Annotated in this window: 14 protein-coding genes; 5 read left to right on the top strand and 9 right to left on the bottom strand. The window is 45.2% G+C overall.

All coding sequences use genetic code 11. The annotated features are described in order from the left end of the window. Positions 1 to 388 precede the first annotated feature (388 nt). Together AC3CID_RS06145 and AC3CID_RS06140 are read left to right on the top strand one after the other, a co-directional pair. Positions 389 to 652 (top strand): GrxA family glutaredoxin, encoded by a 264-nt coding sequence (locus tag AC3CID_RS06145; RefSeq protein ID WP_009847069.1) that lies wholly within the window; start codon positions 389 to 391, stop codon positions 650 to 652. Positions 653 to 902: 250 nt separating this feature from the next. Next, complete coding sequence (locus tag AC3CID_RS06140; protein ID WP_017077841.1) at positions 903 to 2,585, top strand: aspartate:alanine antiporter; 1,683 nt, start codon at positions 903 to 905, stop codon at positions 2,583 to 2,585. A gap of 393 nt (positions 2,586 to 2,978) precedes the next feature. On the opposite strand, the gene fabV is transcribed toward AC3CID_RS06140, so the two are convergent. From fabV to AC3CID_RS06120, 4 genes are all read right to left on the bottom strand, one after another. Next, positions 2,979 to 4,181, bottom strand: a complete 1,203-nt coding sequence (gene fabV / locus AC3CID_RS06135) for an enoyl-ACP reductase FabV (protein ID WP_029224510.1) — start codon at positions 4,179 to 4,181, stop codon at positions 2,979 to 2,981. A gap of 210 nt (positions 4,182 to 4,391) precedes the next feature. Beyond that, positions 4,392 to 6,674, bottom strand: a complete 2,283-nt coding sequence (locus AC3CID_RS06130; RefSeq protein WP_004734682.1) for an acyl-CoA dehydrogenase — start codon at positions 6,672 to 6,674, stop codon at positions 4,392 to 4,394. A gap of 55 nt (positions 6,675 to 6,729) precedes the next feature. Next, positions 6,730 to 7,359 (bottom strand): TetR family transcriptional repressor PsrA, encoded by a 630-nt coding sequence (gene psrA / locus AC3CID_RS06125; protein ID WP_488527095.1) that lies wholly within the window; start codon positions 7,357 to 7,359, stop codon positions 6,730 to 6,732. 442 nt (positions 7,360 to 7,801) lie between these two features. Beyond that, positions 7,802 to 12,682, bottom strand: a complete 4,881-nt coding sequence (locus tag AC3CID_RS06120; RefSeq protein ID WP_488527094.1) for a VCBS domain-containing protein — start codon at positions 12,680 to 12,682, stop codon at positions 7,802 to 7,804. A 301-nt stretch (positions 12,683 to 12,983) separates the two neighbouring features. Here AC3CID_RS06120 and AC3CID_RS06115 point away from each other — a divergent pair, with 301 nt between their 5' ends. Continuing rightward, positions 12,984 to 14,291, top strand: a complete 1,308-nt coding sequence (locus AC3CID_RS06115) for a TolC family outer membrane protein (protein ID WP_114633277.1) — start codon at positions 12,984 to 12,986, stop codon at positions 14,289 to 14,291. Further along, the gene (locus tag AC3CID_RS06110) at positions 14,291 to 14,902 is read left to right on the top strand and encodes an OmpA family protein (RefSeq protein WP_065205487.1); all 612 of its coding nucleotides are present in this window, start codon (positions 14,291 to 14,293) and stop codon (positions 14,900 to 14,902) included. Before AC3CID_RS06115 ends, AC3CID_RS06110 begins: the two co-directional genes overlap by 1 nt. 249 nt (positions 14,903 to 15,151) lie before the next feature. On the opposite strand, the gene nhaA is transcribed toward AC3CID_RS06110, so the two are convergent. The 5 genes from nhaA to AC3CID_RS06085 form a co-directional block, all read right to left on the bottom strand. Continuing rightward, positions 15,152 to 16,315, bottom strand: coding sequence for a Na+/H+ antiporter NhaA (nhaA, locus tag AC3CID_RS06105; RefSeq protein WP_054546583.1), 1,164 nt, complete (start codon positions 16,313 to 16,315; stop codon positions 15,152 to 15,154). A 273-nt stretch (positions 16,316 to 16,588) separates the two neighbouring features. Further along, the gene (locus tag AC3CID_RS06100; protein ID WP_488527093.1) at positions 16,589 to 17,737 is read right to left on the bottom strand and encodes a lipocalin-like domain-containing protein; all 1,149 of its coding nucleotides are present in this window, start codon (positions 17,735 to 17,737) and stop codon (positions 16,589 to 16,591) included. After that, complete coding sequence (locus tag AC3CID_RS06095) at positions 17,727 to 20,180, bottom strand: ABC transporter permease (RefSeq protein WP_065205488.1); 2,454 nt, start codon at positions 20,178 to 20,180, stop codon at positions 17,727 to 17,729. The genes AC3CID_RS06100 and AC3CID_RS06095 overlap by 11 nt, the downstream gene beginning before the upstream one ends. Continuing rightward, on the bottom strand, positions 20,161 to 20,832 hold the full coding sequence (locus tag AC3CID_RS06090; protein WP_004734674.1) for an ABC transporter ATP-binding protein: 672 nt from the start codon (positions 20,830 to 20,832) through the stop codon (positions 20,161 to 20,163). Before AC3CID_RS06090 ends, AC3CID_RS06095 begins: the two co-directional genes overlap by 20 nt. A 122-nt stretch (positions 20,833 to 20,954) precedes the next feature. After that, the gene (locus AC3CID_RS06085; RefSeq protein ID WP_488527092.1) at positions 20,955 to 22,328 is read right to left on the bottom strand and encodes an MATE family efflux transporter; all 1,374 of its coding nucleotides are present in this window, start codon (positions 22,326 to 22,328) and stop codon (positions 20,955 to 20,957) included. A gap of 96 nt (positions 22,329 to 22,424) precedes the next feature. Here AC3CID_RS06085 and AC3CID_RS06080 point away from each other — a divergent pair, with 96 nt between their 5' ends. Then, a complete protein-coding gene (locus AC3CID_RS06080; protein WP_171327479.1) occupies positions 22,425 to 23,885 on the top strand; it encodes a DUF2867 domain-containing protein in 1,461 nt (486 codons plus the stop codon). Positions 23,886 to 23,898 lie beyond the last annotated feature (13 nt).

Genomic DNA, 23,898 nt, shown 5'->3' with positions numbered 1-23,898 from the left:
ACAAGCAGACTAAAATGGGGTTACATCAGGCAGCTTACCGAATATGGTTCTATACCCAATGATAAGATGCCTCGTTCTGTGTTTGATTTTTTTGACGAGGTGCAACTTGTCACACTAAAGATGGATTAAAGTCGCAATCTTAGGGGTAATTCACATTCTAATATTAAGGGTACTTAACAATGGTAGAGGCCAGTGAACGCGACCCTGCCTTTTTATGATTAATATTTGCGCTGATAGGCAAAACCTATCGTATTAAGAGGCAATTCCATCTTTATTTCCCCATGGCATTGAGGCATAGTTGGTTTTAAGAAATTTTGAGTGGCATTCATTAAAGAATAGTTAACATAATTGAGTTAACGAGCCTCATCCCGTATTTAGGAGAAATTAAATGTTTGTAGTTATTTTTGGTCGCCCTGCTTGCCCATTCTGTGTTCGTGCAAAAGAGCATGCTGAAACTCTTAAAGCTAAACGCGATGACTTCAACTACCGTTACGTTGACATCCACGCTGAAGGCATCAGCAAAGCTGACCTAGAGAAGACTGTTGGTAAGCCTGTAGACACAGTGCCACAAATCTTCATCGACCAAGACCACATCGGCGGCTGCACAGAATTTGAAGCATACGCAAAAGAAAACCTAGGTCTTTTCGACTAAGCTAAGACTTCTCTTACGAGATCCAAGGCTAAAGCCTTAAACAGCTAACCAATTTTAGAGTTAGACTGTGCGATTTATATGAAGCCCGCTCTCTGTAGCGGGCTTTTTTTATGACCAGTTTTCGTACGGAATAAGAATCAGGTCAAAATCAAGTAAAATAGCAAAATATCGCTTATAATTTATTTATATTTAGATACAATTCACCTCTCAAACTTACCCTGTGTTTCACGCCAATTATTGAGCGACCACTGTGAATATCGACGTTGTTTTTCTGTTAGAACAAAACCCCATTCTCCTCATCTTTGTTGTTTTATCGATTGGATTAGCCATTGGTAAAATTCGTTTCGGCAGCCTCCAACTCGGCAATTCAATCGGTGTTCTGATTACTTCCCTTATCATGGGACATCTTGGTTTTTCATTTAACGCTGATGCGCTCACGATTGGCTTCATGCTTTTCATCTACTGTGTGGGTATTGAAGCTGGACCCAACTTCTTCGGTATCTTCTTTAGAGACGGTAAGCATTATCTCATTCTGAGCCTTGTGGTGCTCTCTACCGCAATTGCTTTAACGTATTTCAGCAGTCATTACCTTGGGCTGGGCTTTGGTTTATCCGCAGGTATGATGGCGGGAGCCTTGACAGCAACTCCGATATTAGTAGGTGCTCAAGATGCTCTGAATTCTGGGCTTGCAGAATTACCAAGAAACATGGATATAGGCCTGATCATCGAAAACCTATCAGTGGGTTATGCGATGGCTTACTTAGTTGGCTTAATCAGCATGATTATGTTCGCTCGCCTGATTCCAAAACTTCAGAAAGTTAACCTGCACGATTCAGCTGAACAAATCGCTCAAGAGCGTGGCTTAGGTGCTTCAGGACAACGTAAGGTTTACCTTCCAATCATACGGGCTTACCGCGTAGGACAAGAACTTATCTCTTGGACTGACGGTAAGAACCTACGTGAACTGGGTATCTATCGCCAAACGGGTTGTTACATCGAACGTATTCGTCGTAACGGTATTCTTGCCCACCCTGATGGTGATGCGATCCTGCAAGAAGGTGATGAAATCGCATTGGTAGGCTTCCCTGATAGCCACGCGCGTCTTGACCCGAGCTTCCGTAACGGTAAAGAGGTTTTCGACCGTAACCTTCTCGATCTACGTATCGTGGAAGAAGAGATCGTCGTTAAAAGTGACAGCATCGCAGGTAAGCGCCTTTCAGACTTAAACCTGTCTGAATATGGTTGTTTCCTTAACCGCGTAGTCAGAGCTCAGATTGAAATGCCGATGGACTTGAACATCGTGCTTTCTAAAGGTGATGTACTGCAGGTCAGTGGTGAAAAGAGTCGTGTTCACGGCCTAGCTGAGAAAATTGGTTTCATCTCTATCCACAGCCAAATGGCGGATTTGATGGCCTTCTGTAGCTTCTTCATTCTGGGCATTTTGTTTGGTTTGATCACCATGACATTCGGTCAGGTTTCATTTGGCTTAGGTAATGCGGTCGGGCTGCTTCTATCGGGCATCATGCTTGGCTTCTTACGAGCGAACCACCCTACTTTCGGTTACGTGCCTCAAGGGGCATTGAACATGGTCAAAGACCTCGGTTTGATGTTCTTCATGGTGGGTATAGGCTTAAGTGCCGGCGGTAAGATGTTTGAACACTTAACGCAAGTAGGCCCTCAGGTCATCGGTATCGCCCTAGTCGTGAGTGTTCTGCCGGTATTCTTCGCTTACTTGGTTGGTGCTTATGTATTGAAGATGAACCGAGCTCTACTATTTGGTGCCATCATTGGCGCGAGGACTTGTGCTCCGGCGATGGACATCGTAAATGACCACGCTCGCTCAACCATTCCAGCACTGGGTTACGCGGGTACGTACGCGATAGCCAATATATTGATGACCTTAGCAGGTACTTTCATCATCATAATTAGCTAGCGCCTGCTGCTTTAAAAGCAGCACAGCTTAGATATTTCGAATGCACTAATTCATCTTTGGATTAGTGCATTTTTTAGTTCTTGTTTCTCTCACTTGATCTTAGAACTCTTCGTATCTCATATCTGTTCTTTAAGCTCTTCATATCCCGATACTTGTATCCCGCATCTGCTCTTAAATCTCTTCGCTACTCGTATCCCGCACCTGCTCTTTAAACCTCTTCGTATCTCGCCACTCGTATCCCGCATCTGCTCTTAAATCTTTTCGCATCTCGCCACTCGAATCCCGCATCTGCTTTTATTTTTCCATGTCTGCTTTTAATCTCTTTCCTCAAACGACAGACAAAAAAATAGGCGCTCAATGAGCGCCTATTTCGTTTTAATTCGATTGTTTGAATTAGATGTCAGCTACATCAAATTCAACAGCAGTATCAACGTCAGCTTCGTAATCAACGCCTTCAACACCAAAACCGAACAGCTTCAAGAACTCTTCTTTGTACTCTACGTAGTCAGTCAGTTCTTTCAGGTTTTCAGTTGTGATTTGAGGCCATAGGTTACGACAATGCTCTTGAATGTCGTCACGAAGTTCTAGGTCGTCTAGACGTAGACGGTTCACTTCGTCAACTTCTGCTGCGCTGCCATCTTCTTTGTATAGACGTTGGCTGAACATACGGAAGATCTGTTCCATACAACCTTCGTGAATACCTTCTTCACGCATCTTCTTGAACACCATAGCGATGTAAAGAGGCATAACAGGAATCGCAGAGCTTGCTTGAGTCACAACAGACTTAAGAACAGCAACGTTTGCAGTACCGCCAGTTTGGCCTAGTTTTTCGTTCAGCGCTGATGCTGCACGATCTAGATCCATCTTAGCTTTACCTAGCGCGCCATCCCAGTAGATTGGCCACGTTAGCTCAGTACCGATGTAGCTGTAAGCAACAGTCTTACAACCGTCAGCCAGAACACCCGCTTCAGAAAGTGCGTTGATCCAAAGTTCCCAATCTTCACCGCCCATTACAGTAACAGTGTCTTTGATCTCTTCTTCAGTAGCAGGCTCAACGCTTGCTTCGATGATCGCATCTTTGTTTGTATCTACCGCTGTAGATGTGTACGTTTCGCCGATAGGCTTAAGAGCTGAACGAATTACTTCGCCAGTCTCTGGCATTTTACGCACTGGAGACGCCAGTGAGTACACAACCATATCGATCTGACCTAGGTCTTCTTTGATCAGATCAATTGTTTTCTGTTTCGCTTCGTTAGAGAAAGCATCGCCGTTAAGGCTTTTTGAATACAGGCCTTCTTCTTTAGCTAACTTGTCGAACGCTGCTGAGTTGTAAAAGCCAGCTGTGCCCGGCTTTTTCTCAGTACCGGCTTTCTCGAAGAAAACACCGATAGTTGAAGCACCGCCACCAAATGCAGCCGCAATACGTGAAGACAAGCCGTAGCCACTTGAAGAGCCAACAACGAGTACACGTTTAGGTGCGTTTGCGATTGGGCCTTGAGCTTTTGTGTAAGCAATTTGTTCTTTTACATTAGCTTCACAACCGACTGGATGTGTTGTAGTACAGATGAATCCGCGAATTCGAGGTTTGATGATCATATTCAACTTCCTTAAAAAATCAGGGTAAGGATAAAAGTTTCGTACGCAAATGGCATCTAATTTCTGTAAAAATGTGGTGAAAATGCAAGTGGTTGGAGCACTCAGCGGATATTTGCTGACTAAGTCACCATTTGTTAACGCATCTATTGCGACTTCTACGACAAAAACAAAAAAAGGCACCTTATTAGGTGCCTTTTATCATTTCTTTATCTAAGCAACGCTATTTAGCTTAGGTTTTAACTCTTTTCGCGTCAAAGTTTCACTAAAGTCATGACTGAAGTGGTCAACTTGAATCGCTGTGTAACGAAGTTTATCAGCAGCAACAATTTGGTCGACTTCTTCTTGCGTTAGAACATCGGCAGCAAGTGCTTGAGCCAGTTTATCTGCCAGCAAGCCTTTACGAGCCACTTTGCCCTCTTTCACTGCTTTGAAGATCTTACGCTCCAAAGGTTTAATGCTGTACATAGCATTGAAAGCATTCTCCATAAGGCCAACACTATCATCTTCCTCTTTGCCAATGTAACAAAGGTGAGTCAGACGTTCACGGTGTGCACCCGGAGTCATCAAGCTCTCTGCTAGTTGAACTGTTAGGTTATCACTCGGTTTTTCGAAATGGTTACCGACAGGGAAAACTAGTCCTTTCAGCACTTTCCCAACCATCTTGTTCGGGAAGTTTCTGTACGCTTCCTGCAGCGACTTAGCCGCATTATGGAAACAGTGTTGAACCGCGTAATGTACGTAATCTAGGTCAGCTTGTTGACGACCTTCGTCTTCATACTTCTTAAGCGCAGCAGACGCCATGTATAGGTAACTTAGACCATCTCCCAAACGCGCAGAAATAAGCTCTTTACGTTTCAGTTCACCACCTAGCGTCAGCATTGCGAAATCCGCACTGACTGCAAGCGCACGGCTCAAACGAGTTAGGTCTTGGTAGTAAGGTTTTGTTGGACCACTCATGTCGGCTTTAATAAATTTAGAGCCCGTAAGTGCTGCACCAAACGCGCCAAACGTGTTCTTAGTTGCGTGTGAGATGTGCTTGAACAACAAGCTATCAAAGTCTTTTGCACCTTGCTTCTCGTCTGGGTTCGCTGCCGCTTCCATTTCGCTCAATACGTATGGGTGACAGCGTGTCGCACCTTGACCGAAGATCATCAGGTTACGAGTTAGGATGTTCGCACCTTCTACTGTGATGGCAACTGGAATACCTAGGTAAGGCGCAGCCAAGTAATTCATTGGGCCATCTTGAATTGCACGACCTGAATGGATATCCATTGAGTCATTCAGAATAGTACGTGCCATCTCTGTCATGTGATATTTCGCGATAGCCGTTACGATACCCGGCTTCTCTTTCATATCCAGTGAAGTAGTTGTCAGTGTACGAGTCGCTTCTAATAGATACGTTAAGCCACCGATACGGCCTAGGCTCTCTGCAACACCTTCAAATTTACCAATCGACATACCGAACTGCTTACGAACATAAGCATACGCACCAGTCGTTTTCGCTGTTAGGTGGCCCATCGCCGTGCCAAGTGCCGGTAATGAGATACCACGACCCGCAGACAGACATTCCACCAGCATACGCCAGCCTTTACCTGCGTAATCTGCACCACCGATTAGCCACTCCATAGGAATAAATACATCGTGACCGCGTGTTGGACCATTCATAAATGCAAGACCAAGTGGATCATGACGCTCACCAATCACAACGCCTTCGTGGTCAGCGGGGATAAGCGCACAAGTGATACCGATGTCTTCTTTGTCACCCAGTAGCTTTTCTGGATCGTGAAGTTTGAAAGCCAGACCAAGTACCGTTGCCACTGGTGCTAGCGTAATGTAACGCTTGTTCCAGTTAAGCTTGATGCCTAGTGTCTCTTTACCTTCGTGCATGCCCATACACACTGTACCGACATCAGGGATACCACCCGCATCAGAACCCGCTTCAGGGCCTGTTAATGCGAAACATGGGATATCTGTACCGTCAGCAAGACGAGGTAACCAGTAGTCTTTTTGATCTTGAGTACCGTAGTGAGACAGCAGCTCACCAGGGCCAAGAGAGTTTGGAACCATTACCGAAACCGCAGTACTAATACTACGCGTCGCAATCTTGGTTACTATGGTAGAGTTTGCGTGCGCTGAAAATTCACGGCCGCCGTACCCTTTCGCGATAATTAGCGAGAAGAAACGCTCTTTGCGTAAAAAGTTCCAAACTTCCTCAGGAAGGTCTCGGTCTTCTTTCACAATTTTGTGGTCATCTAGCATAGCGAGCAATGTTTCAAGTTCATTGTCCATGAACGATTGCTCTTCTGCTGTCAGCTGAGGTTTTGGGTACTGGTGAAGCTTAGTGAAATCTGGTTTACCAGAAAACAGCTCTCCGTCCCACCACACGCTACCCGCTTCCATCGCTTCTTTCTCGGTGCTAGATAGTGGTGGTAGTACTTTTTTAAAGAGTTTAAAAGCTGGGTCACTTACCCATTTTTGTCTTAGAGAGCTCATAGTTCAGATCCTTTTGTTCACTATATTGTTTGTGAATATTTTGCTTTTTATTGTTTTATTCTTTTGCTGACATGCCAGCGGCCAAAAATGGAATGAGAATATCGACCACTGCCTTCGCATCTATCTTTCTGTCGTAGTCATTCTCCGCAATTTCTATTAGAGCTTGGCTAGACGCCATGGTAAAAACACAAGTCCCTAAGGTGAAGTGTAAACGCCAAAATAACTGCTCTTGAGTGAGGTTCGGATTCGCTTTCATTACTGAAGTCGTAAACAGAGTCAGTACTTCGCTGTAGCGAGTGGTAATGAACCAACGCAAGTGACCTTGCACATCCGTATAACCTCGACCGATGAGTAACATAAATCGGCTGGTACCGTTTGGCCTTACATCATTCAGTGCTCTTAGCGGTTGTCTTAAAGACTCAAACACATCACTCATAGAATACGTTTCGTTCAAGTTTAAGTTCACTAAAGCGTCTTGCAGTACAGGCATAAATGCTTCTAAGTATCGATTGAGTACCGCACGAACCAGAGTCTTCTTATCGCCAAAGTGGTAGTTCACTGAAGCAAGATTGACATTGGCTTTACCCGTAATAGTGCGTAAAGAGGTGTCATTAAAACCATGCTCAGCAAATAAGCCTTCAGCCACATCTAAGATTTTGTCTTTGGTTGTACTTCTTGGTGCCATTTCAATCACTCGTATTAAACAACTGTTTGAAATATACGCTTAGAACATTTATTTAACAAGCAAGCAACATCACATTTTCACCAATTGGTCGTACCAGTTAGCAAGAATCAGCTCTAACTGATTGAATCGATATACGTTTAATAAAAAAGGAAAAATTATTGAATTTTCTGGGAACTGAATTAGAAATGGAGGGTCATAAATTAAGTAGAAAACAGAGTATTTAGAAGTTTAACAGGCCGTCAAACTTGTTTCTCTCCCTGCTTTCTTAATTACTGCATTTTCCTTATTAACTCCTATACTTGTATCCGCCCAAACCGCATTGGTTTGGGCTTTTTTTTTGCCTATGATTCAGGTGATTTTTCTTCGGCTACTCCTGAGCGCAAAAGCCCCCGAAACTGAGGGCTTTCATTACGTCAAGCCATGGAGCATTCCACGATGCCCATTAGGCTGCATCGTTTTTAATAAGCTCTCCCAATATTGCGAGATCATTACCAAGGTCAACTGAAGCACCCATTTCCGTAGTGATTCCTTCTACCACGATTGTTTGAACGTCGCCTCCACCATTGATTGGAATAGACAAAGCGATGTCTTCGCCATCGACCGACACTTCGATCATATCAAGAAGCTCGGCCATTTGCGTTTCGTCTTGTGGATCTTCAATCAGATCATTTAGGTCGATCAAATCACCAGAGCCATTGGTATAAAGCTCAAAGTCTTTAATGATGTCTGTACCGTTGTCGAGCGCTGAGTCTAACCAAGTAAAGATATTGTCCTCACTATCACCAATCAATAAATCATTGCCAGCAGCAGCAAACAGCGGTTCGTTACTCGCAGCACTGATCACGTTGTATAGCTGTGGTTCTTCAGTATCAACTGTCACCGTTTCGACCGTACTTTCAGCGCCACTTGAATCTACTGCGACATAGTCAAACTGAGGATCATCGGTTACTGCCTCGTTGCCTTGGACATAACGCAGCTCCCAATTACCACCAGAAGATGAAAGCTCCATACCAACAATCGGATTACTTGGTGACGAGTAGCTGAACTCGTACAGAATCTGCTGGTTGCCTGTATCGCCTTCGTCTTTTTGGTATTGCTCGCTAGCTGTAGTCCCGTCAGCAAAGGTGTAAGTAACTTCAATATGTACACTGCTATTGGTATTGAACTCTCCTCCCATACCATCTAATCCAAAATGAACAACTTCAAGTGGGTTGTTGGTAAAGTCGATGATCAAGGTCTCCTGCATGTTCATACCTTTACCATCAGTATCACCAATCCCATAACCAACATGAGGCTGCTCACCTTGATACTGTTGTAGGGGTTTGTCATTATTGTCATCAATCGATATCGTAATGGTATTGCCGTTAGCTAAGGTGATCAGCCTTTCCGTTGGAGATACCGCCACTCCCCAGTTATAGAAGCCATCAACAAGGTCAGGCATGTCCTCAGGATCGCCACTGAAGCCCATTTCAAACAGATCTCCAGGCCCAGCAACAAAGCTAATATTGTTTGGAACAAACAGCACACCACTATCCACATCGGACTGCACTATTTCCCTGGTGTCTCCATTTTCATCGGTATAAAGAAGGGTGCCACTGGTTGGCAAGGTGTTAATGCGAACATTTAGAGGTATCTCATTGTGATCATCTTCTATATCTGAGATGTAATCAGGCATGCCACCATCTTCAGAGTCGAACAGAATTGGGATCACGGCATCGTCATCATTAACCACCACAAAGCTTGTTGCTTCAGGGGCATCGTTGACACCATTGATCGTTATTTCGATGACATGTTCAACACCATCAATTGCAGTGACCACATAGTTCTCAATAACGGTATCGTCGTCACCGAGATATTGAACGGCATCATTATCAACGACATAACTCCATGCCCCCTCGGGAGTAATCGTTAACATCCCCAAAGCAAGTGCATAAGTAGACCCAATAGGGCTAAACACACCATTAGGCTTAAAGGCCGGCATATCACTGGTATCGACATCAGTAATCGTTAAAGTACCAGAAACCGAGAGTTCGTTGGTATCAGGATTGACATTAACATCTTCCGTCACCTCACCTATGTCTGAGTCACCTTCCCCGACAGTAATTTCGGATGGATCATCGGCACCGTTGATGGTAATAGTCACTTCACTGGTGGTTCCGTCAATCGCAGTAACAGTGTAAACCTCGGTGACGAATTCATCGTCATCAAGATATTGCACATCGTCGTTGTCTACGACGTAAGTCCATTCGCCATCGTCGGTAATCGTCAACATACCCAACGCGGTATCATTGGTCGAACCTTCAGGATTAAACGTTCCGTTAGGTTGAAAAGCCGCGACATCGTTAGCATCAACATCGGTAATCGTCAGTGTTCCCGTCGCCATCAAGTCGTTGCTTTCTGGATCGACATCGACATCTTCCGTCACCTCACCCATGTCAGAGTCACCTTCACCAACGGTAATCTCGGATGGATCATCAGCGCCGTTGACGGTAATAGTCACTTCACTGGTGGTTCCATCAATCGCAGTAACCGTGTAAACCTCTGTGACTGTCTCGTCGTCATCTAAATACTGCACAAGATCGTTGTTGACGACATACGTCCATTCACCATCGTCGGTAATGGTCAACATCCCCAACGCGGTGTCATTGGTCGAACCTTCTGGATTAAACGTTCCGTTAGGTTGAAAAGCCGCGACATCGTTAGCATCAACATCGGTAATCGTCAGTGTTCCCGTCGCCATCAAGTCGTTGCTTTCTGGATCGACATCGACATCTTCCGTCACCTCACCCATGTCAGAGTCACCTTCACCAACGGTGATCTCAGATGGATCATCAGCACCGTTGATGGTGATGGTTACTTCGCTGGTGGTTCCGTCAATCGCAGTAACAGTGTAAACCTCGGTGACGAATTCATCGTCATCAAGATATTGCACATCGTCGTTGTCTACGACGTAAGTCCATTCGCCATCGTCGGTAATCGTCAACATACCCAACGCAGTATCATTGGTCGAACCTTCAGGATTAAACGTTCCGTTAGGTTGAAAAGCCGCAACATCGTTAGCATCAACATCGGTAATCGTCAGTGTTCCCGTCGCCATCAAGTCGTTACTCTCCGGATCAACATCGACATCTTCCGTCACCTCACTCATGTCTGAGTCACCTTCCCCGACAGTAATTTCGGATGGATCATCAGCACCGTTAATGGTGATGGTCACTTCACTTGTGGTTCCATCAATCGCAGTAACCGTGTAAACCTCGGTGACAAATTCATCGTCGTCTAAGTACTGCACGTCATCGTTATTGACGATATACGTCCATTCGCCATCGTCGGTAATCGTCAACATACCCAACGCGGTATCATTGGTCGAACCTTCTGGATTCAACGTACCATTTGGTTCAAAAGCCGCGACATCGTTAGCATCAACATCGGTAATCGTCAGTGTTCCCGTCGCCATCAAGTCGTTGCTCTCTGGATCGACATCGACATCTTCCGTCACCTCACCCATGTCAGAGTCACCTTCACCAACGGTGATCTCAGATGGATCATCGGCACCATTGATGGTGATAGTCACTTCACTTGTAGTTCCGTCAATCGCAGTAACCGTGTAAACCTCGGTGACTGTCTCGTCGTCATCTAAATACTGCACAAGATCGTTGTTGACGATATACGTCCATTCACCATCGTCGGTAATAGTCAACATACCCAACGCGGTATCATTGGTCGAACCTTCTGGATTAAACGTACCATTTGGTTCAAAAGCAGCAACGTCGTTGTCGTCTACATCGGTGATGGTGAGCGTTCCGGAGGTTGTTAAGTTGTTGCTCTCTTGGTCAACATCCACATCCTCAGTCACTTCACCTGTGTCTGAATCACCTTCGCCAACGGTTATATCAGATGGGTCATCGGCACCGTTGATGGTGATGGTTACTTCGCTCGTGGCACCGTCACTGGCTGTAACGGTATAAACCTCGGTGACAAACTCATCGTCATCAAGATATTGCACATTGTCGTTGTCTACCACGTAAGTCCATTCGCCATCGTCGGTAATCGTCAACATACCCAACGCGGTATCATTGGTCGAACCTTCAGGATTAAACGTTCCGTTAGGTTGAAAAGCCGCGACATCGTTAGCATCAACATCGGTAATCGTCAGTGTTCCCGTCGCCATCAAGTCGTTGTTTTCTGGATCGACATCGACATCTTCCGTCACCTCACCTGTGTCTGAATCACCTTCGCCAACGGTTATATCCGATGGATCATCGGCACCGTTAATCGTGATAGTTACTTCGCTCGTGGTACCGTCACTGGCTGTAACGGTATAAACCTCTGTCACGAATTCATCGTCGTCTAGGTACTGCACGTCATCGTTATTGACTACGTAAGTCCAAGCGCCATCAGGTTCGATGCTCAATACGCCAAGTTGTGAGTCGTTTGTTGAACCTACGAGGTTAAACTCACCATCAGCTGAAAAGGTAGGAGTGTCGCTATCTACGTCTATAATCACGATCTGACCAGACGTCACTAATTGGTTGGTGATGTCATCGACATCAATGTCCTCAGTCACACTGCCTGAATCATCAGTGGCTACAGCCGCATCATCAGTACCAATAATTGTGACTGTAATGACTTGCTCACCTCCATCAGAAGTTTGTACTGTGGTTGTATCTTGAATTTGCTCTCCGTCAGCAAGTTCATCATAAGGACTGTTGGCTACGAAGGTCCAAGTACCATCCTCATTGACGACAAAGGTACCGAGGTCATTGTCTCCAGCGACCTCTTTGCCAATAAAGGTAACGTCCGGGTCGTCGCTGGTTAAAGCGCCACCGGTTTCAATTGGTTCATCCTGCTCAAACTCAATAACGTTAGTTTCACCTGAAATAAGCGCAAAAGCGATGATATCAAAAAGAGCAATACTTTGAGTTTCTGACAATCCTTGAGACTCAAACCCGTCAGTTTCAAAATTCGTGGCAGCTTGAGTTTCAGCCCCAGTACGTTCAATCCTACCGCTGTTGGTCAAACTCGAGCCTTCCTCACCAGCTGCAGTGTCAAACTCATCTCCTAGTTCCGTTGGATCAAATCCTTCTTCAATAGCACGCTGAACTTGAGCGATCGCATCATCAGTATCTAGTGCATTTTGTTGGCCCTGGTTATCTACAAAACGTGCAGAAACACTTGGCACATTTTCTTCACTAGTATCAAAACTGATAATTACGTCGCTAGCCGCTGGTTGTTCGCCCGGAGACAAACGTCTAACTTGGCCTTGAGCGTCGAGCACAACACTCCCGCTAGCAAGACCTAGTATATTTAGGTTGATGTTTCCCATATCCATATTCCCACTTCTGCCCAGAACATGCCAAACGCGGATTCAATCCCACTCTGCGCTGTGGCTATTTCCTACACTAAATTTAGTAGCGCCACTATTGATAATCAACTCACTAGAAGCGTGTAAATCTGGCGATTTTCAAATTAGTCAATAGCAATAGCGACTTACATTCAAAAAAAAACCAACAAACTTCGCATTTTTTTGCAAATGTCCTAAGCTTCGTTTAATACCCTTCTCTCAATCTAACGGGAAACGTAGGTTGGGAAACGGATGAGACATTGAAAGTAGAAGGAGAGCTACTTTGAAATTGTTTAAATTATCCATCATGTGTTGCTTAGTTGCTGCACCACCACTCACCGCTCAAACTCTAGAACAGTCTGTCGCTATTACCTTGGCAACGAATCCAGAGATAAAAAGCATCTTCAACGAATATGCGAGCGTGAAAAAACGTAATGATGCATCTGGAGGAGCGTACAAGCCCAGTATCGACCTTGATGCTGGTATTGGTTACGAAGGCATAAATCCTGCACCAAATAACGGCCCCGATACCGATCTAACAAGAAAGGAAGCGACGATTTCCCTCACGCAATTGCTGTGGGATGGTTCCGCGACTCTATACGACATTGATCGTACCGCCGCAGAAGCCGAGTCGGTTCGTCTACAATTGATCGCAGATGCCGAAGACAAAGCGCTGGAGGTGACACAAATCTATCTAGACGCGGTGAAAGCCACTGAGGTGTTGGCACTGTCAGAAAGCAACCTTTCAATACACAAAAAAATCTATAAAGATATTAAGAAACGAGCTAATTCTGGTATAGGTTCAACAGCGGATGTGTCACAAGTAGAAGCTAGGATTGCAAAAGCTCATGGTAACTTATTGGCTGCACAGAATAATTTGATCGATACACATACCCAATTTAGACGTGTGGTAGGTCAAGAACCCCTAGGTTTAATTTACCCAAGAGCTGATATTTCTAGAATTCCTTTGTCGTTAACGGACGCCATTGTTGATGCCTTAGACAAACACCCCGTGATCAAAATCGCGGCAGCTGATGTTGACGCTGCGCACTTCCAATACAAACAATCGAAAGGCGTGAACTACCCTACCTTCTCCATTGAGGCATCACAGTCATGGCGTGACGATGCAGGTGGCGATGAAGGCTCAAGTCAAGAAACGCTCGCGATGCTGAGAATGCGATATAACTTGTACAACGGTGGAACTGACAGTGCTAATTCTGAAGCTGCTGCTTACCAATTGAACAAGGCAAAAGATCTGAGAGATCGTGCTTATCGCCAAGTAGAAGAAGGCCTTCGCCTTTCATGGAGCGCCTTAGATCTCACGCTACAACAAAAGAACTTCCTATCTGATCATGTTGATTCAGCTTCGGAAACCGTTATCGCATATGAAAAACAATACCGAATAGGCAAACGTACTCTGCTTGACTTGCTCAACACTGAGAACGAACTATTTGAAGCCCGCAAAGATTATCTGGATGCCCATTACTCTGAGCAGTACGCTAAATACCGTGTAATGAACGCAACAGGTTCTTTATTGAATGCTCTACTGGTTGATATTCCAGAAGAGTGGACAACGGCTATGGAGTATTAATGATGAAAGTAACTTACTTATTACTTCCCGTATTAACGATGACTTTATTTGCCTGTTCTAGCCAACAGGAAGAGGCTTACATCGAGACACCTGAAGCAGAACAGATTGCAGACCTGCAAGACGACGACAACGATGGTGTGGTAAACGCTCGAGACACCTGCCCAGGAACGCCTGAAGCGTCACAAGTCGACAATGACGGTTGTGGTGAAACGATTCGAGCAGAAGAAGTCAGACAGTTAAAAATACTCTTTGCTCATGACTCATTTGAAGTGAACCCAATATTTTCTGATCAAATCAGCACGATGGCTGAATTCCTTGAGACTTACAAAAGTGCGTCGATTGAAATACAAGGTTACGCGAGTAAAGTGGGTTCCAACGAATACAACTTAGATTTATCAAAAAAACGAGCGAACAATGTTCAAGATGAGTTACTGTCGAATGGTATAGAGCCAGATCGGGTGAGAATTGTCGGTTATGGTGAAGAACGCCTAGAAAACGAGGGGGATGATGCTACTTCTCATGCACTAAACCGTAAGGTAACGGCAACCGTGGTTGGGTTAAGTGAACAAATCGTTGAAGAGTGGACCATTTTTACCACGCTAGAAAAATAACGTGACATTGTCACTAAATCTATAAGACGGGTTATCTTACAAAGACAGCTTAACAGCAAGATCAAGAAAGCCGTGATGGGGTTGCCCATCACGGCTTTTTTGTTCTTTGTTGTCACATGAGTCGAGGGATGACTCTGTGACTCTTCTTGCTACTCAGGAGTTGACTTGTTACTCAGTGAGTAGGCTCGCTATCAAGTGAACCTACTACCGAATATAGTTTTACTTACCAACTATGCTTTTACTTACCAATTATAGCTTTACTTCTTGTTGCTTAGTCTTCGGTAGAGAAATACTTAGCAGGCAGTAACCTAAGATAGCTGCAGTCGTTGATCCCATCAGGATACCTAATCGAGCGAGCGTATCAAAGTCTGCGTTCGTTGGACCAAATGCTAGTGATGAAATAAAGATAGACATCGTAAAGCCAATACCACACAACACAGATACCGCGAAGATGTTCATGAAATTCACACCTTCAGGAAGTTTAGCTACACCCGTTTTCACTGCGCCCCAGCTGAATAGGAAGATACCCAGCGGCTTACCAACCAATAGACCCATAGCGATACCAAGCGGTAACATGCCTGTAAGGTTTGAAATTGAGATGCCTTCAAGTGAGATACCTGCGTTTGCAAATGCGAAGATTGGCAAAATTGCAAAAGCGACGTATGGGTGCAGAGCATGTTCTAGATGTTTCAGTGGAGAACGCTCCCCTTTATTGCCTTTCAGTGGGATAGCAAAACCAATAACTACACCAGCCAATGTTGCATGAACACCAGACTTCAATACTGCGAACCACAGAATTGCACCGACAATGAGGTAAATACTTAGCTTAGTCACATGCTTGTTGTTTAGCATGAACAGCACACCCGTTGCGATGAAGCCAACCGTTAGTGCAAGCGTCGATAGATCGCCTGAGTAGAACAGTGCAATGATAACAACAACACCTAGGTCATCGATAATTGCTAATGCTAGTAAGAATACCTTCAAGCTTACCGGCACTCGGTTACCAAGAAGAGCCATGATACCCAATGCGAATGCGATATCTGTTGCTGCTGGAATAGCCCAGCCCTGAAGCGCTTCAGGGTTACTTGAATTGAATAGCACGTAAATAAGTGCAGGAGCTAGCATACCACCCACAGCTGCAATAGCTGGGAAGATTGCTGTCTCTTTAGACTTTAATGCGCCTTCTAAAAGTTCACGCTTAACTTCTAAGCCGATTAGAAGGAAGAAGACAGCCATTAAGCCATCGTTAATCCAGTGAGACACAGACATACCAAGAACGTAACTATGCAATACGCCTTGGTACATTTCGTTCAGTGGTGAGTTTGCTACAAACATTGCGATCGCCGCAGCGATGACTAGTATGATGCCGCCAGCAGATTCCATTTTAAAGAAGTCACGGATGACGTCGGTCATGATTTCGCCCTTATATTTATTATTTAAATAAACGAATAACAAAGAATAACCATGAGTTTATATCCAAGCGTAATCGATAGATAATCACTTCTTCGGATGTTTAACTTCGGTTTTTCCTACAAATACTAAACAATACGTCGTATATTCCATAATGTTGTTATGCACCATAAAATAAGTATAGATGAGATCACAAAGGCTGTATGCACAATTAATCAGGGGCTCACAAAAATCATGAGCACAAAAAAGGCTATCAAATGATAGCCTTAGGTGTTTTTAGTAACCAGTTAACTGCATAAAGCCTGTCGCTTCATGACTTCCGCTCGCCATAATTGGCCCTTCCCAATATGGTATGACAAATGGCAACCACATATCTCGGCGTTTAATGCGTGTCGTGAGGTTAATATTGTGCTGTGGCACGTTAATAATCCATTGGAGCGGCATTCTTCTACCATTCTGTAGCGTCGTATTCTGTAAAGGCTTGATAGAAATATCGGAGTCCGTTAACTGATACACCTTGCCCGAACGAGTGGCCAATGTTCCAAAAACATAAGGCAGTTGTTGATTATGGCGGTAACGGTTAATGCTCAACGCTGTACCATCATCGAGATTAAACACGAACCAATCCCAGCCTTGTTGACCCACTCCGAGCAAGCCACTGCCCCACTCTTTATGCACCCAAGCCGTGCCTTCTACTTCCTTGGTAACGCCGTCCAGATTCAATACACCGCTTAGGGATAAAAATGGAGCGCTGAAGTTATAAGACGCGACAGGCAATAAATCGTGCTTTTTCTGGTAACCATTATCGCCGTTGAGCACATATGGCCCTTTCGCAATGGTGTCGAGTTCAAGACCAAACGTATCCGTTTTCACTTGAAGGCGACCAGGAAATGGTGTGTTGCCAAGGGCGCGCCAGTTCCAGTTATCAATCCAAATTCTAAATGGACGACTGGTCATTCCCGCTTGGCCAATACCGCCACGCGCTAAGCGTTGCTCTTTCCAAATCTTAGAATCAGAAGAGATCACGACATTTGAGATATAGACCTGTGGGCTTTGCCACCCCGGCGTCTCGCGTTCGTCAGTCGCGATTCGGAAAAAGCTCCATTGAACCGAGTACTTTTTGCCATCATCCCCTTTTAGAGAAGCAAAGTAATGCCACCACTCGTGTTGAAATTCTGGGTGGAATTGGAAGTCTCGAGGTAACGAAACGCTGCGGTCAGGTAACACAGGCTCGAATACATTAAAGTGCTCGCTTACAAGCACTGAGTTGACCTCGTTCACGCCTTTCTCGCCAACATCAACAAAGTAAGAGTAGTATGCCCAGACGCCTAAAATCGTGCCAAAGAAACCTATCAATAATAGAGAGGAGACAAATCGGTGTCTGAATTTCGTTAAGCCATTTCGTTGAAGCATATTAAAGCGCATCCCTCAGTGATTTCATCGGAGTGTTCCGAATCATTCTCATCACTGGCAAAGCACCAGCTAACATCAATGCTGCCATAGCCCACGCAAATGTCTGTAAATAGTCCCAGGGAATCACTTGCAACTCGAGTGACCACCCAAAAGACTGCTTGATCACGATATCAACGATCAAACTAGCCAACGCTAAGCCGAGCGGAATAGCAATTAAGGAGGAAATAAGCCCGAACACAAACAGTTGTAAGCTACCGGTCAGAATCAGTTCTTTCGCTGAGACACCTAAACAGCGCTGTAACGAAATATGCCTTTGTCGAGACACTTCACCCGCAACCGTTGCGAAGAAGATGCCGAAGACTGCAATGACTAGTGTGATGTTGCCCAATGTATCTGCAATCGCGAACGTTCTATCGAACACACGCATCGCTTGGCTGTGAATATTGTTGTTATCGAAAATACGCTCCGAGCCAAGCCTGAATACGCTTTCTAAGCGGCTTCGAAGCCCTACTGAATTCACATCATCTTTGAGTATTACGCCAAGGCCCACATTGCCCCGCCCTGCAAATCCATACAGCCAGTTTCGATGCGACATCATGACTTGATGGTAAGGGTTACCGTAATCGTAATACACACCGACAACCTGCCAACCAGAGCCAAGATTGTCATAGAGATCAATGTAGTCACCAGGGCGAATACCCAACTTGAGAGACATCGATTCGCTGATCAACACACCTTTAGAATGATGTAAGTGATACCAGTAATTAGGAATACCTAATTTGATCGTCAGCGCTTCTAGCTCACCTTCAGAAGGCCCAGTACTGACCACTTGAATACTGCCAACTGGAGATGCAACATCTTTCTCCCAACGCCACCAAACAGAATCCACTTCAGGCTGTTCTGACAGCCAGTTACTCATACGAGCAGCACCATTGTTGGTTGGGTAGATGTAAAGGTCTGCCGCCAAGCGCTGTGTTAACCATTTATCTGTGGTATCTCTAAAGCTACCGACCATGGTTTCGACACCAATATTCGCGGTTAGCGCCAACATAAACGCCATTGTCGCCACACCACGGTAACTCATGCTTGAAGCGGCATCCGCGAAGAACCAACGAGCACGAACCCAGCGTAATGAATAAGACAGGCTGTTAAATAACTTCCACATCAAGAACGGCGTAAAAAGAGCCACACTAACAAGCATCAGCGCGATAATCGCAAAACCCGTTTCTTGAGTCTGAGGCGCTTGATACACAGCGACAGCTGCAACCAAGAAACCACAACCAATCAAAGCCTGCCAAGTGAATTCAGTACCAGCAAAGCGCATCAAAGATAAACGAGAGGTCAAACGAATCGGTTGTGAACGAAGCAGACGAACCAATGGCCAAGCACACGCTAGGAATGCACCAAGCAATGCCATTAATAAGCTGTAACCGCTCCATCGCCAATTCCAGTCGATAGTTAATCCAACGTTGGCGTCATATAAGTCACCTAAACTTGAAGATACCGCTGGTAACAGTTGGTTTGCCAACATGACACCGAATACATTGCCGCAGATCCAGCTCAATACCACCAATAACAGTAATTCTAAACAAAGCGCTTTAGCCAGTTGCCAACCCGACACACCCGTCTGTCTTAAGATTCCAACTAACGGTTGGCGCTGAATAAACGACAGCGACATCGCTTGATAGAAAATGAATAAGCCAACCACAAACGACAGCATACCCATCGCTTTTAGATTTAAGTGAAACGCGCTGGTCAGCGACTCAAGCTCAGCTTTAGAGCTGCGAGAGATCGTCAAACCATTAGGCAGCATGTTTTTAAGACGCTCAAACTTCTCAGGTGACATATCTGAACACGCAATCACAGACAGCCCAGCACTGCGTTTGAGCATTCTGAGCAAAGAGATATCTGCAATCAGCCTTGTACCATCAATCAGGTTTTTTTGATCAACAGCGATAGGACCAAGCTCAGAACCATCCATGAGAGGAATGTAGTCACCGTTATTCCATTCCATGTGTTCTGCGAGATCATCACTCACAAGGATTGGGTATGGCGGCTTCATAAGGTTTAACGTAGTGAGATCTTTTAACGCAACACCCGGCTGAAGCTGAAGCATAGACACAGGGTCGATGCCGATAAGCATGAAGTTCGCGCCATTTTCATCAGTGATACGATGGTGGTCAAAAGGAGAACACTGTTGAAAGCCTTCACGGCGAAGCTGGATATAAAAACCTTGCGGGATTTTATTGGCGTTGTGTTTTGGTCGAATACGATAAGGAAGAGGATTCGAAAAGAGTTTTTCGCCATGCGCATAGCTTTGCTTGGCGTGTTGGTTGATAGCAGTAACACCAACCAAAAGTGATACGCCAAGGGTTAAACCAAGCCATACCAAAATAATCTGAAGTGGGTAGCGTCGATAGTGACCGAGTAGTGCCTTAACTACGGGCCATAACATGCAGTTGCCCTCCTTGTAGACGGATTCTGCCGTCCATGTGCTGTGCTACTTTTTCACTGTGTGTCACCAACAACAAAGTGCATTCTAATTGGCGAGCCAAAGAGGTCAGCAAACGCATTACCGCTTCTGCATTACGCTCATCTAAACTTCCCGTCGGTTCATCGGCTAACAGAATTTTAGGTTCCATGTACAGAGCACGAGCAATCGCTGCGCGTTGTTGTTGACCACCAGACGCTTCTTCAGGGTAACGTCCAAGTAAAGGCATAAGGTCTAAAGCAGAAAGAATCTGTCGCCAGAGGCCTTTGTCTTCAGGCAAGCCTTTTAACTGGCGACAAAAACGAATATTGTCAGCAATATTAAGCGTTGGAAGTAGGTTGAATTGCTGGAAGATGTGACCAATATTATTTCGGCGATATGCGGTGCGATTACGTTCTGTCGAATCGTGCATATTGAAGTTTGGGAAAGCAATTTCGCCAGAGTCTACTAGGTCTAAACCCGCGATAAGATTCAGTAATGTACTTTTACCTGAGCCACTTTCGCCCATTAGTGCAAGCTGGTCACCTTGGTTTAATGTTAGTTCAGCACCTTGCAAAACAGGGTGAAATTCCCCCCCGTCGACATAGCCTTTACATAGGTCTGACAGCTTTAACATTAAACAGCTCACATTAGTTAGAATTTGGAAGGAGAATCTACACTAATTCCCTGTTAGGAGGAAGTATTTTGAAAGATAGATCACACACCAACGATAAAGTGATGCGATCGATGCGCCTTACTTCAACTTCCTATCAAGTTTTTGATCCATTTTCTTGTTTTCATGCGATAGAGCGACCCACCCCACTTAATCACTTCTTCGGTGAGGAAAAGCAGATACACCCACTCAGGTGGAAACTTTAAATAGACAGCCGCAATCGCAGCCAGTGGAATACCAATCACCCACTGAGCAATCAAATCTTGATAGAGACAGAACTTCACATCACCACCCGCTCTCAACACACCAACGATCACAGTCAACGGTACCGAGCGAATAATAATACCCACGCTGAGAATTAGAATGAATTTCTCTGAGAGGGCTCTGGTCTCTTCAGTCAACGCACTGAACGCATTCAATATTGGCATTTGGACGAAATAGAGAAAAATCGCCACAACAATACTGGTTAAGAAGCACAGAATCGTTAAGCCTAATGCTTGATAATAAACCGCTTCATTGTTCTTCGCGCCAAGTTGGTTACCCACCAAAACAGCTGCTGCATTAGATAGACCAATCAATAAACTCAATGAAATAGATTCAACCGGCGTCATGACTGAAAGCGCAGCCAAACCTTGAACACCCGATTGTCCCATGATCGCGTGGTAAGCAAACAAGCCACCCGCCCACGCTAAGAAATTAAACGTGGTTGGCAAAGACAACTTCAAGAAGCGAACGACTTTCTCAACGGTTGCAGCCGCTTTGATATCACAAAGTTTAAAAGCTAATAGGTGTTTAGAGAAATAGAGGTAGCCATATAAAGTCGCCACTTCAATGGCACCGCTCAATACCGTCGCAATCGCTGCTCCTTTGATTCCAAGCGATGGAAAGCCCAAGTTACCGAAGATCAGCACCCAGTTTAAGAACACATTAGACAGAATGCCGATACCGCTGAAGAAAGTGCTTAACCCAGGTTTATGCATCGCTCTCAAACCTACCGCCATACTGCTGACGCACGACACCGCCAGCATGCTGAATGAGGTGATGACGATGTATTCAACGCCGAGGCTGATGACTTCTTGAGAGTCGGTCGTCACACCCATGATTTGCGCAGGGAAAGAAACAAAGAAAACAATGGTCAGCAACGCAAACAGGGTCGAAACCAGCCACGTCAGTGCGGTACTTTCTCTGACACCTTGTTTGTTACCCGCGCCCCAATATTGAGCCGTTAGCAAAGCGCCACCCGTAGTGACACCCACCAGCATAATGGTCGTCACAAACATTGCACGGCTCGCAACCCCCACTGCCGCAATGTCTGCTTCCCCAAGCTGACCTAACATCAACACATCGACTAAGCCTCGGCTTGAAAACATAATGCTCTGCAAAGCAATAGGCAAAGCAATCGCAATAAGCCTACGAACAAAATCACCTCGAGTGTGATGAATAATTGAAGAGAGCAACATAGAGATACCTAAACGGAACGTATTGATGAATAAAGATAAATATCGCGCTATTATATCAATGTTCGGTTTTTAACCACAGATATAAATGGAGTAACAATGAAGAAAGTACTGGTTTTAGGCGCTTCTGGATATGTTGGTTCGCAGCTCCTCCCTCTCCTGCTCGAGCAAGGCTATCAAGTCACTGCTGCAGCAAGGCATATCGACTATTTAAAGGCACGAACCGAACCTCATGACAACTTGTCACTAGAGTATCTTGATCTTGCAGATCAAGCCGCAACACAAGCATTAGTCCCCGACTTTGATCTTGTCTTCTTTCTAGTTCATGGGATGGCAGAAGGCCACGACTTTATTGATTATGAACTGAATTTGGCACGTAACTTTGTTTCAGCTCTTGGGCCAAAGAATCAACACGTCATCTACCTGAGTTCGCTTCAGCCGCAAACGGGTGATTCAGAACACCTTCAAGCGAGAAAGAAAACCGGAGAACTGCTACGCAAAGGACCAGTCCCCGTCACTGAACTGCAAGCAGGCGTGATCATTGGTCCAGGCTCTGCAGCGTTCGAGATCATGCGAGACTTCGTGTACAACTTACCTATCATGATTGCACCCAAATGGGTCGACTCTAAAGCCAACCCTATTGCCTTGCAGAACCTGAACCACTATCTGCTAAAACTCGCACAGGACACGCCTAGCGAAAGCCAAACCTTCGAAGTTGGCGGGCCAGACATTGTCTCTTATCGAAATCAATTTGCTCACATTGCCAAAACAGCCGATCGCCCACTCAGGCTTTGGGCGACGTCACTCCTCACGCCCTCAATCGCGTCATATTGGCTAGGTGTTGTGACTTCTGTTCCGTCCAACATAGGCAGAGCGCTTCTTGCGGGCTTAAAGCATGACTTTATTGCCAGTTCGACCATCATTAGAGAAAAGTACCCTCAGAAGCTTATCTCGTTCGAAAATATGGTTGAGCAAGCGATCCACGCTGAAGGAAACTTCGTGAAAAGTAATGTTTGGGGCTTTGATAAGACCGCCTTCAAACGCTGGCAAGCTGGGTACGGCTATTATCCTAAGAAAACTGGCGCAAGTATTACCTCAAGCGCATCTTTAGAATCCCTTTGGCAGGTGGCTCAGCAAATAGGAAGCCCGAAGCAAGGTTACTTCTTTGCTAATGCTCTATGGCGCACACGCGAATGGTTAGATCTTCTCTTTGGCGGTGGTGTACCGGTTCGACAAATGCCTGAAGGACCGACCCTAAAAGTCGGTGACAAAATTGACTCTTGGAAGGTTATTCGCTGTGAAGAGAATCAGTTTTTATCCCTGCTTTTCGGTATGAAAGGCCCAGGGTTGGGGCGACTCGAGATTACCGTCTCTGACCACGGTGATTCACGTGAACTGAACATATCAGCTTGGTGGCATCCAAAAGGCTTTCTAGGGTTACTGTATTGGTTTGCGATGATGCCAGCCCACCTGTTTATCTTTAAAGGCATGGTTAAAGCGATTGAGAAGCAGGCTAAAGAGCAGATGCGAGATGCGGGTGTCGAGATGCGAAAAGATTAAAAGCAGATGCGAG

The sequence above is a fragment of the Vibrio sp. QJM3NY_21 genome (assembly GCF_057785975.1).
This window is presented reverse-complemented; position numbering and strand designations above follow the sequence as displayed.

Excerpts from the sequence above, each read along its gene's own strand:
- fabV (WP_029224510.1), bottom strand. The coding sequence starts at position 4,181 with ATGATCATCAAACCTCGAATTCGCGGATTCATCTGTACTACAACACAT.
- nhaA (WP_054546583.1), bottom strand. The coding sequence starts at position 16,315 with ATGACCGACGTCATCCGTGACTTCTTTAAAATGGAATCTGCTGGCGGC.
- AC3CID_RS06130 (WP_004734682.1), bottom strand. The coding sequence starts at position 6,674 with ATGAGCTCTCTAAGACAAAAATGGGTAAGTGACCCAGCTTTTAAACTC.
- AC3CID_RS06100 (WP_488527093.1), bottom strand. The coding sequence starts at position 17,737 with ATGCGCTTTAATATGCTTCAACGAAATGGCTTAACGAAATTCAGACAC.
- psrA (WP_488527095.1), bottom strand. The coding sequence starts at position 7,359 with ATGGCACCAAGAAGTACAACCAAAGACAAAATCTTAGATGTGGCTGAA.
- AC3CID_RS06095 (WP_065205488.1), bottom strand. The coding sequence starts at position 20,180 with ATGTTATGGCCCGTAGTTAAGGCACTACTCGGTCACTATCGACGCTAC.
- AC3CID_RS06145 (WP_009847069.1), top strand. The coding sequence starts at position 389 with ATGTTTGTAGTTATTTTTGGTCGCCCTGCTTGCCCATTCTGTGTTCGT.
- AC3CID_RS06110 (WP_065205487.1), top strand. The coding sequence starts at position 14,291 with ATGATGAAAGTAACTTACTTATTACTTCCCGTATTAACGATGACTTTA.
- AC3CID_RS06080 (WP_171327479.1), top strand. The coding sequence starts at position 22,425 with ATGAAGAAAGTACTGGTTTTAGGCGCTTCTGGATATGTTGGTTCGCAG.
- AC3CID_RS06085 (WP_488527092.1), bottom strand. The coding sequence starts at position 22,328 with ATGTTGCTCTCTTCAATTATTCATCACACTCGAGGTGATTTTGTTCGT.
- AC3CID_RS06090 (WP_004734674.1), bottom strand. The coding sequence starts at position 20,832 with ATGTTAAAGCTGTCAGACCTATGTAAAGGCTATGTCGACGGGGGGGAA.
- AC3CID_RS06120 (WP_488527094.1), bottom strand. The coding sequence starts at position 12,682 with ATGGGAAACATCAACCTAAATATACTAGGTCTTGCTAGCGGGAGTGTT.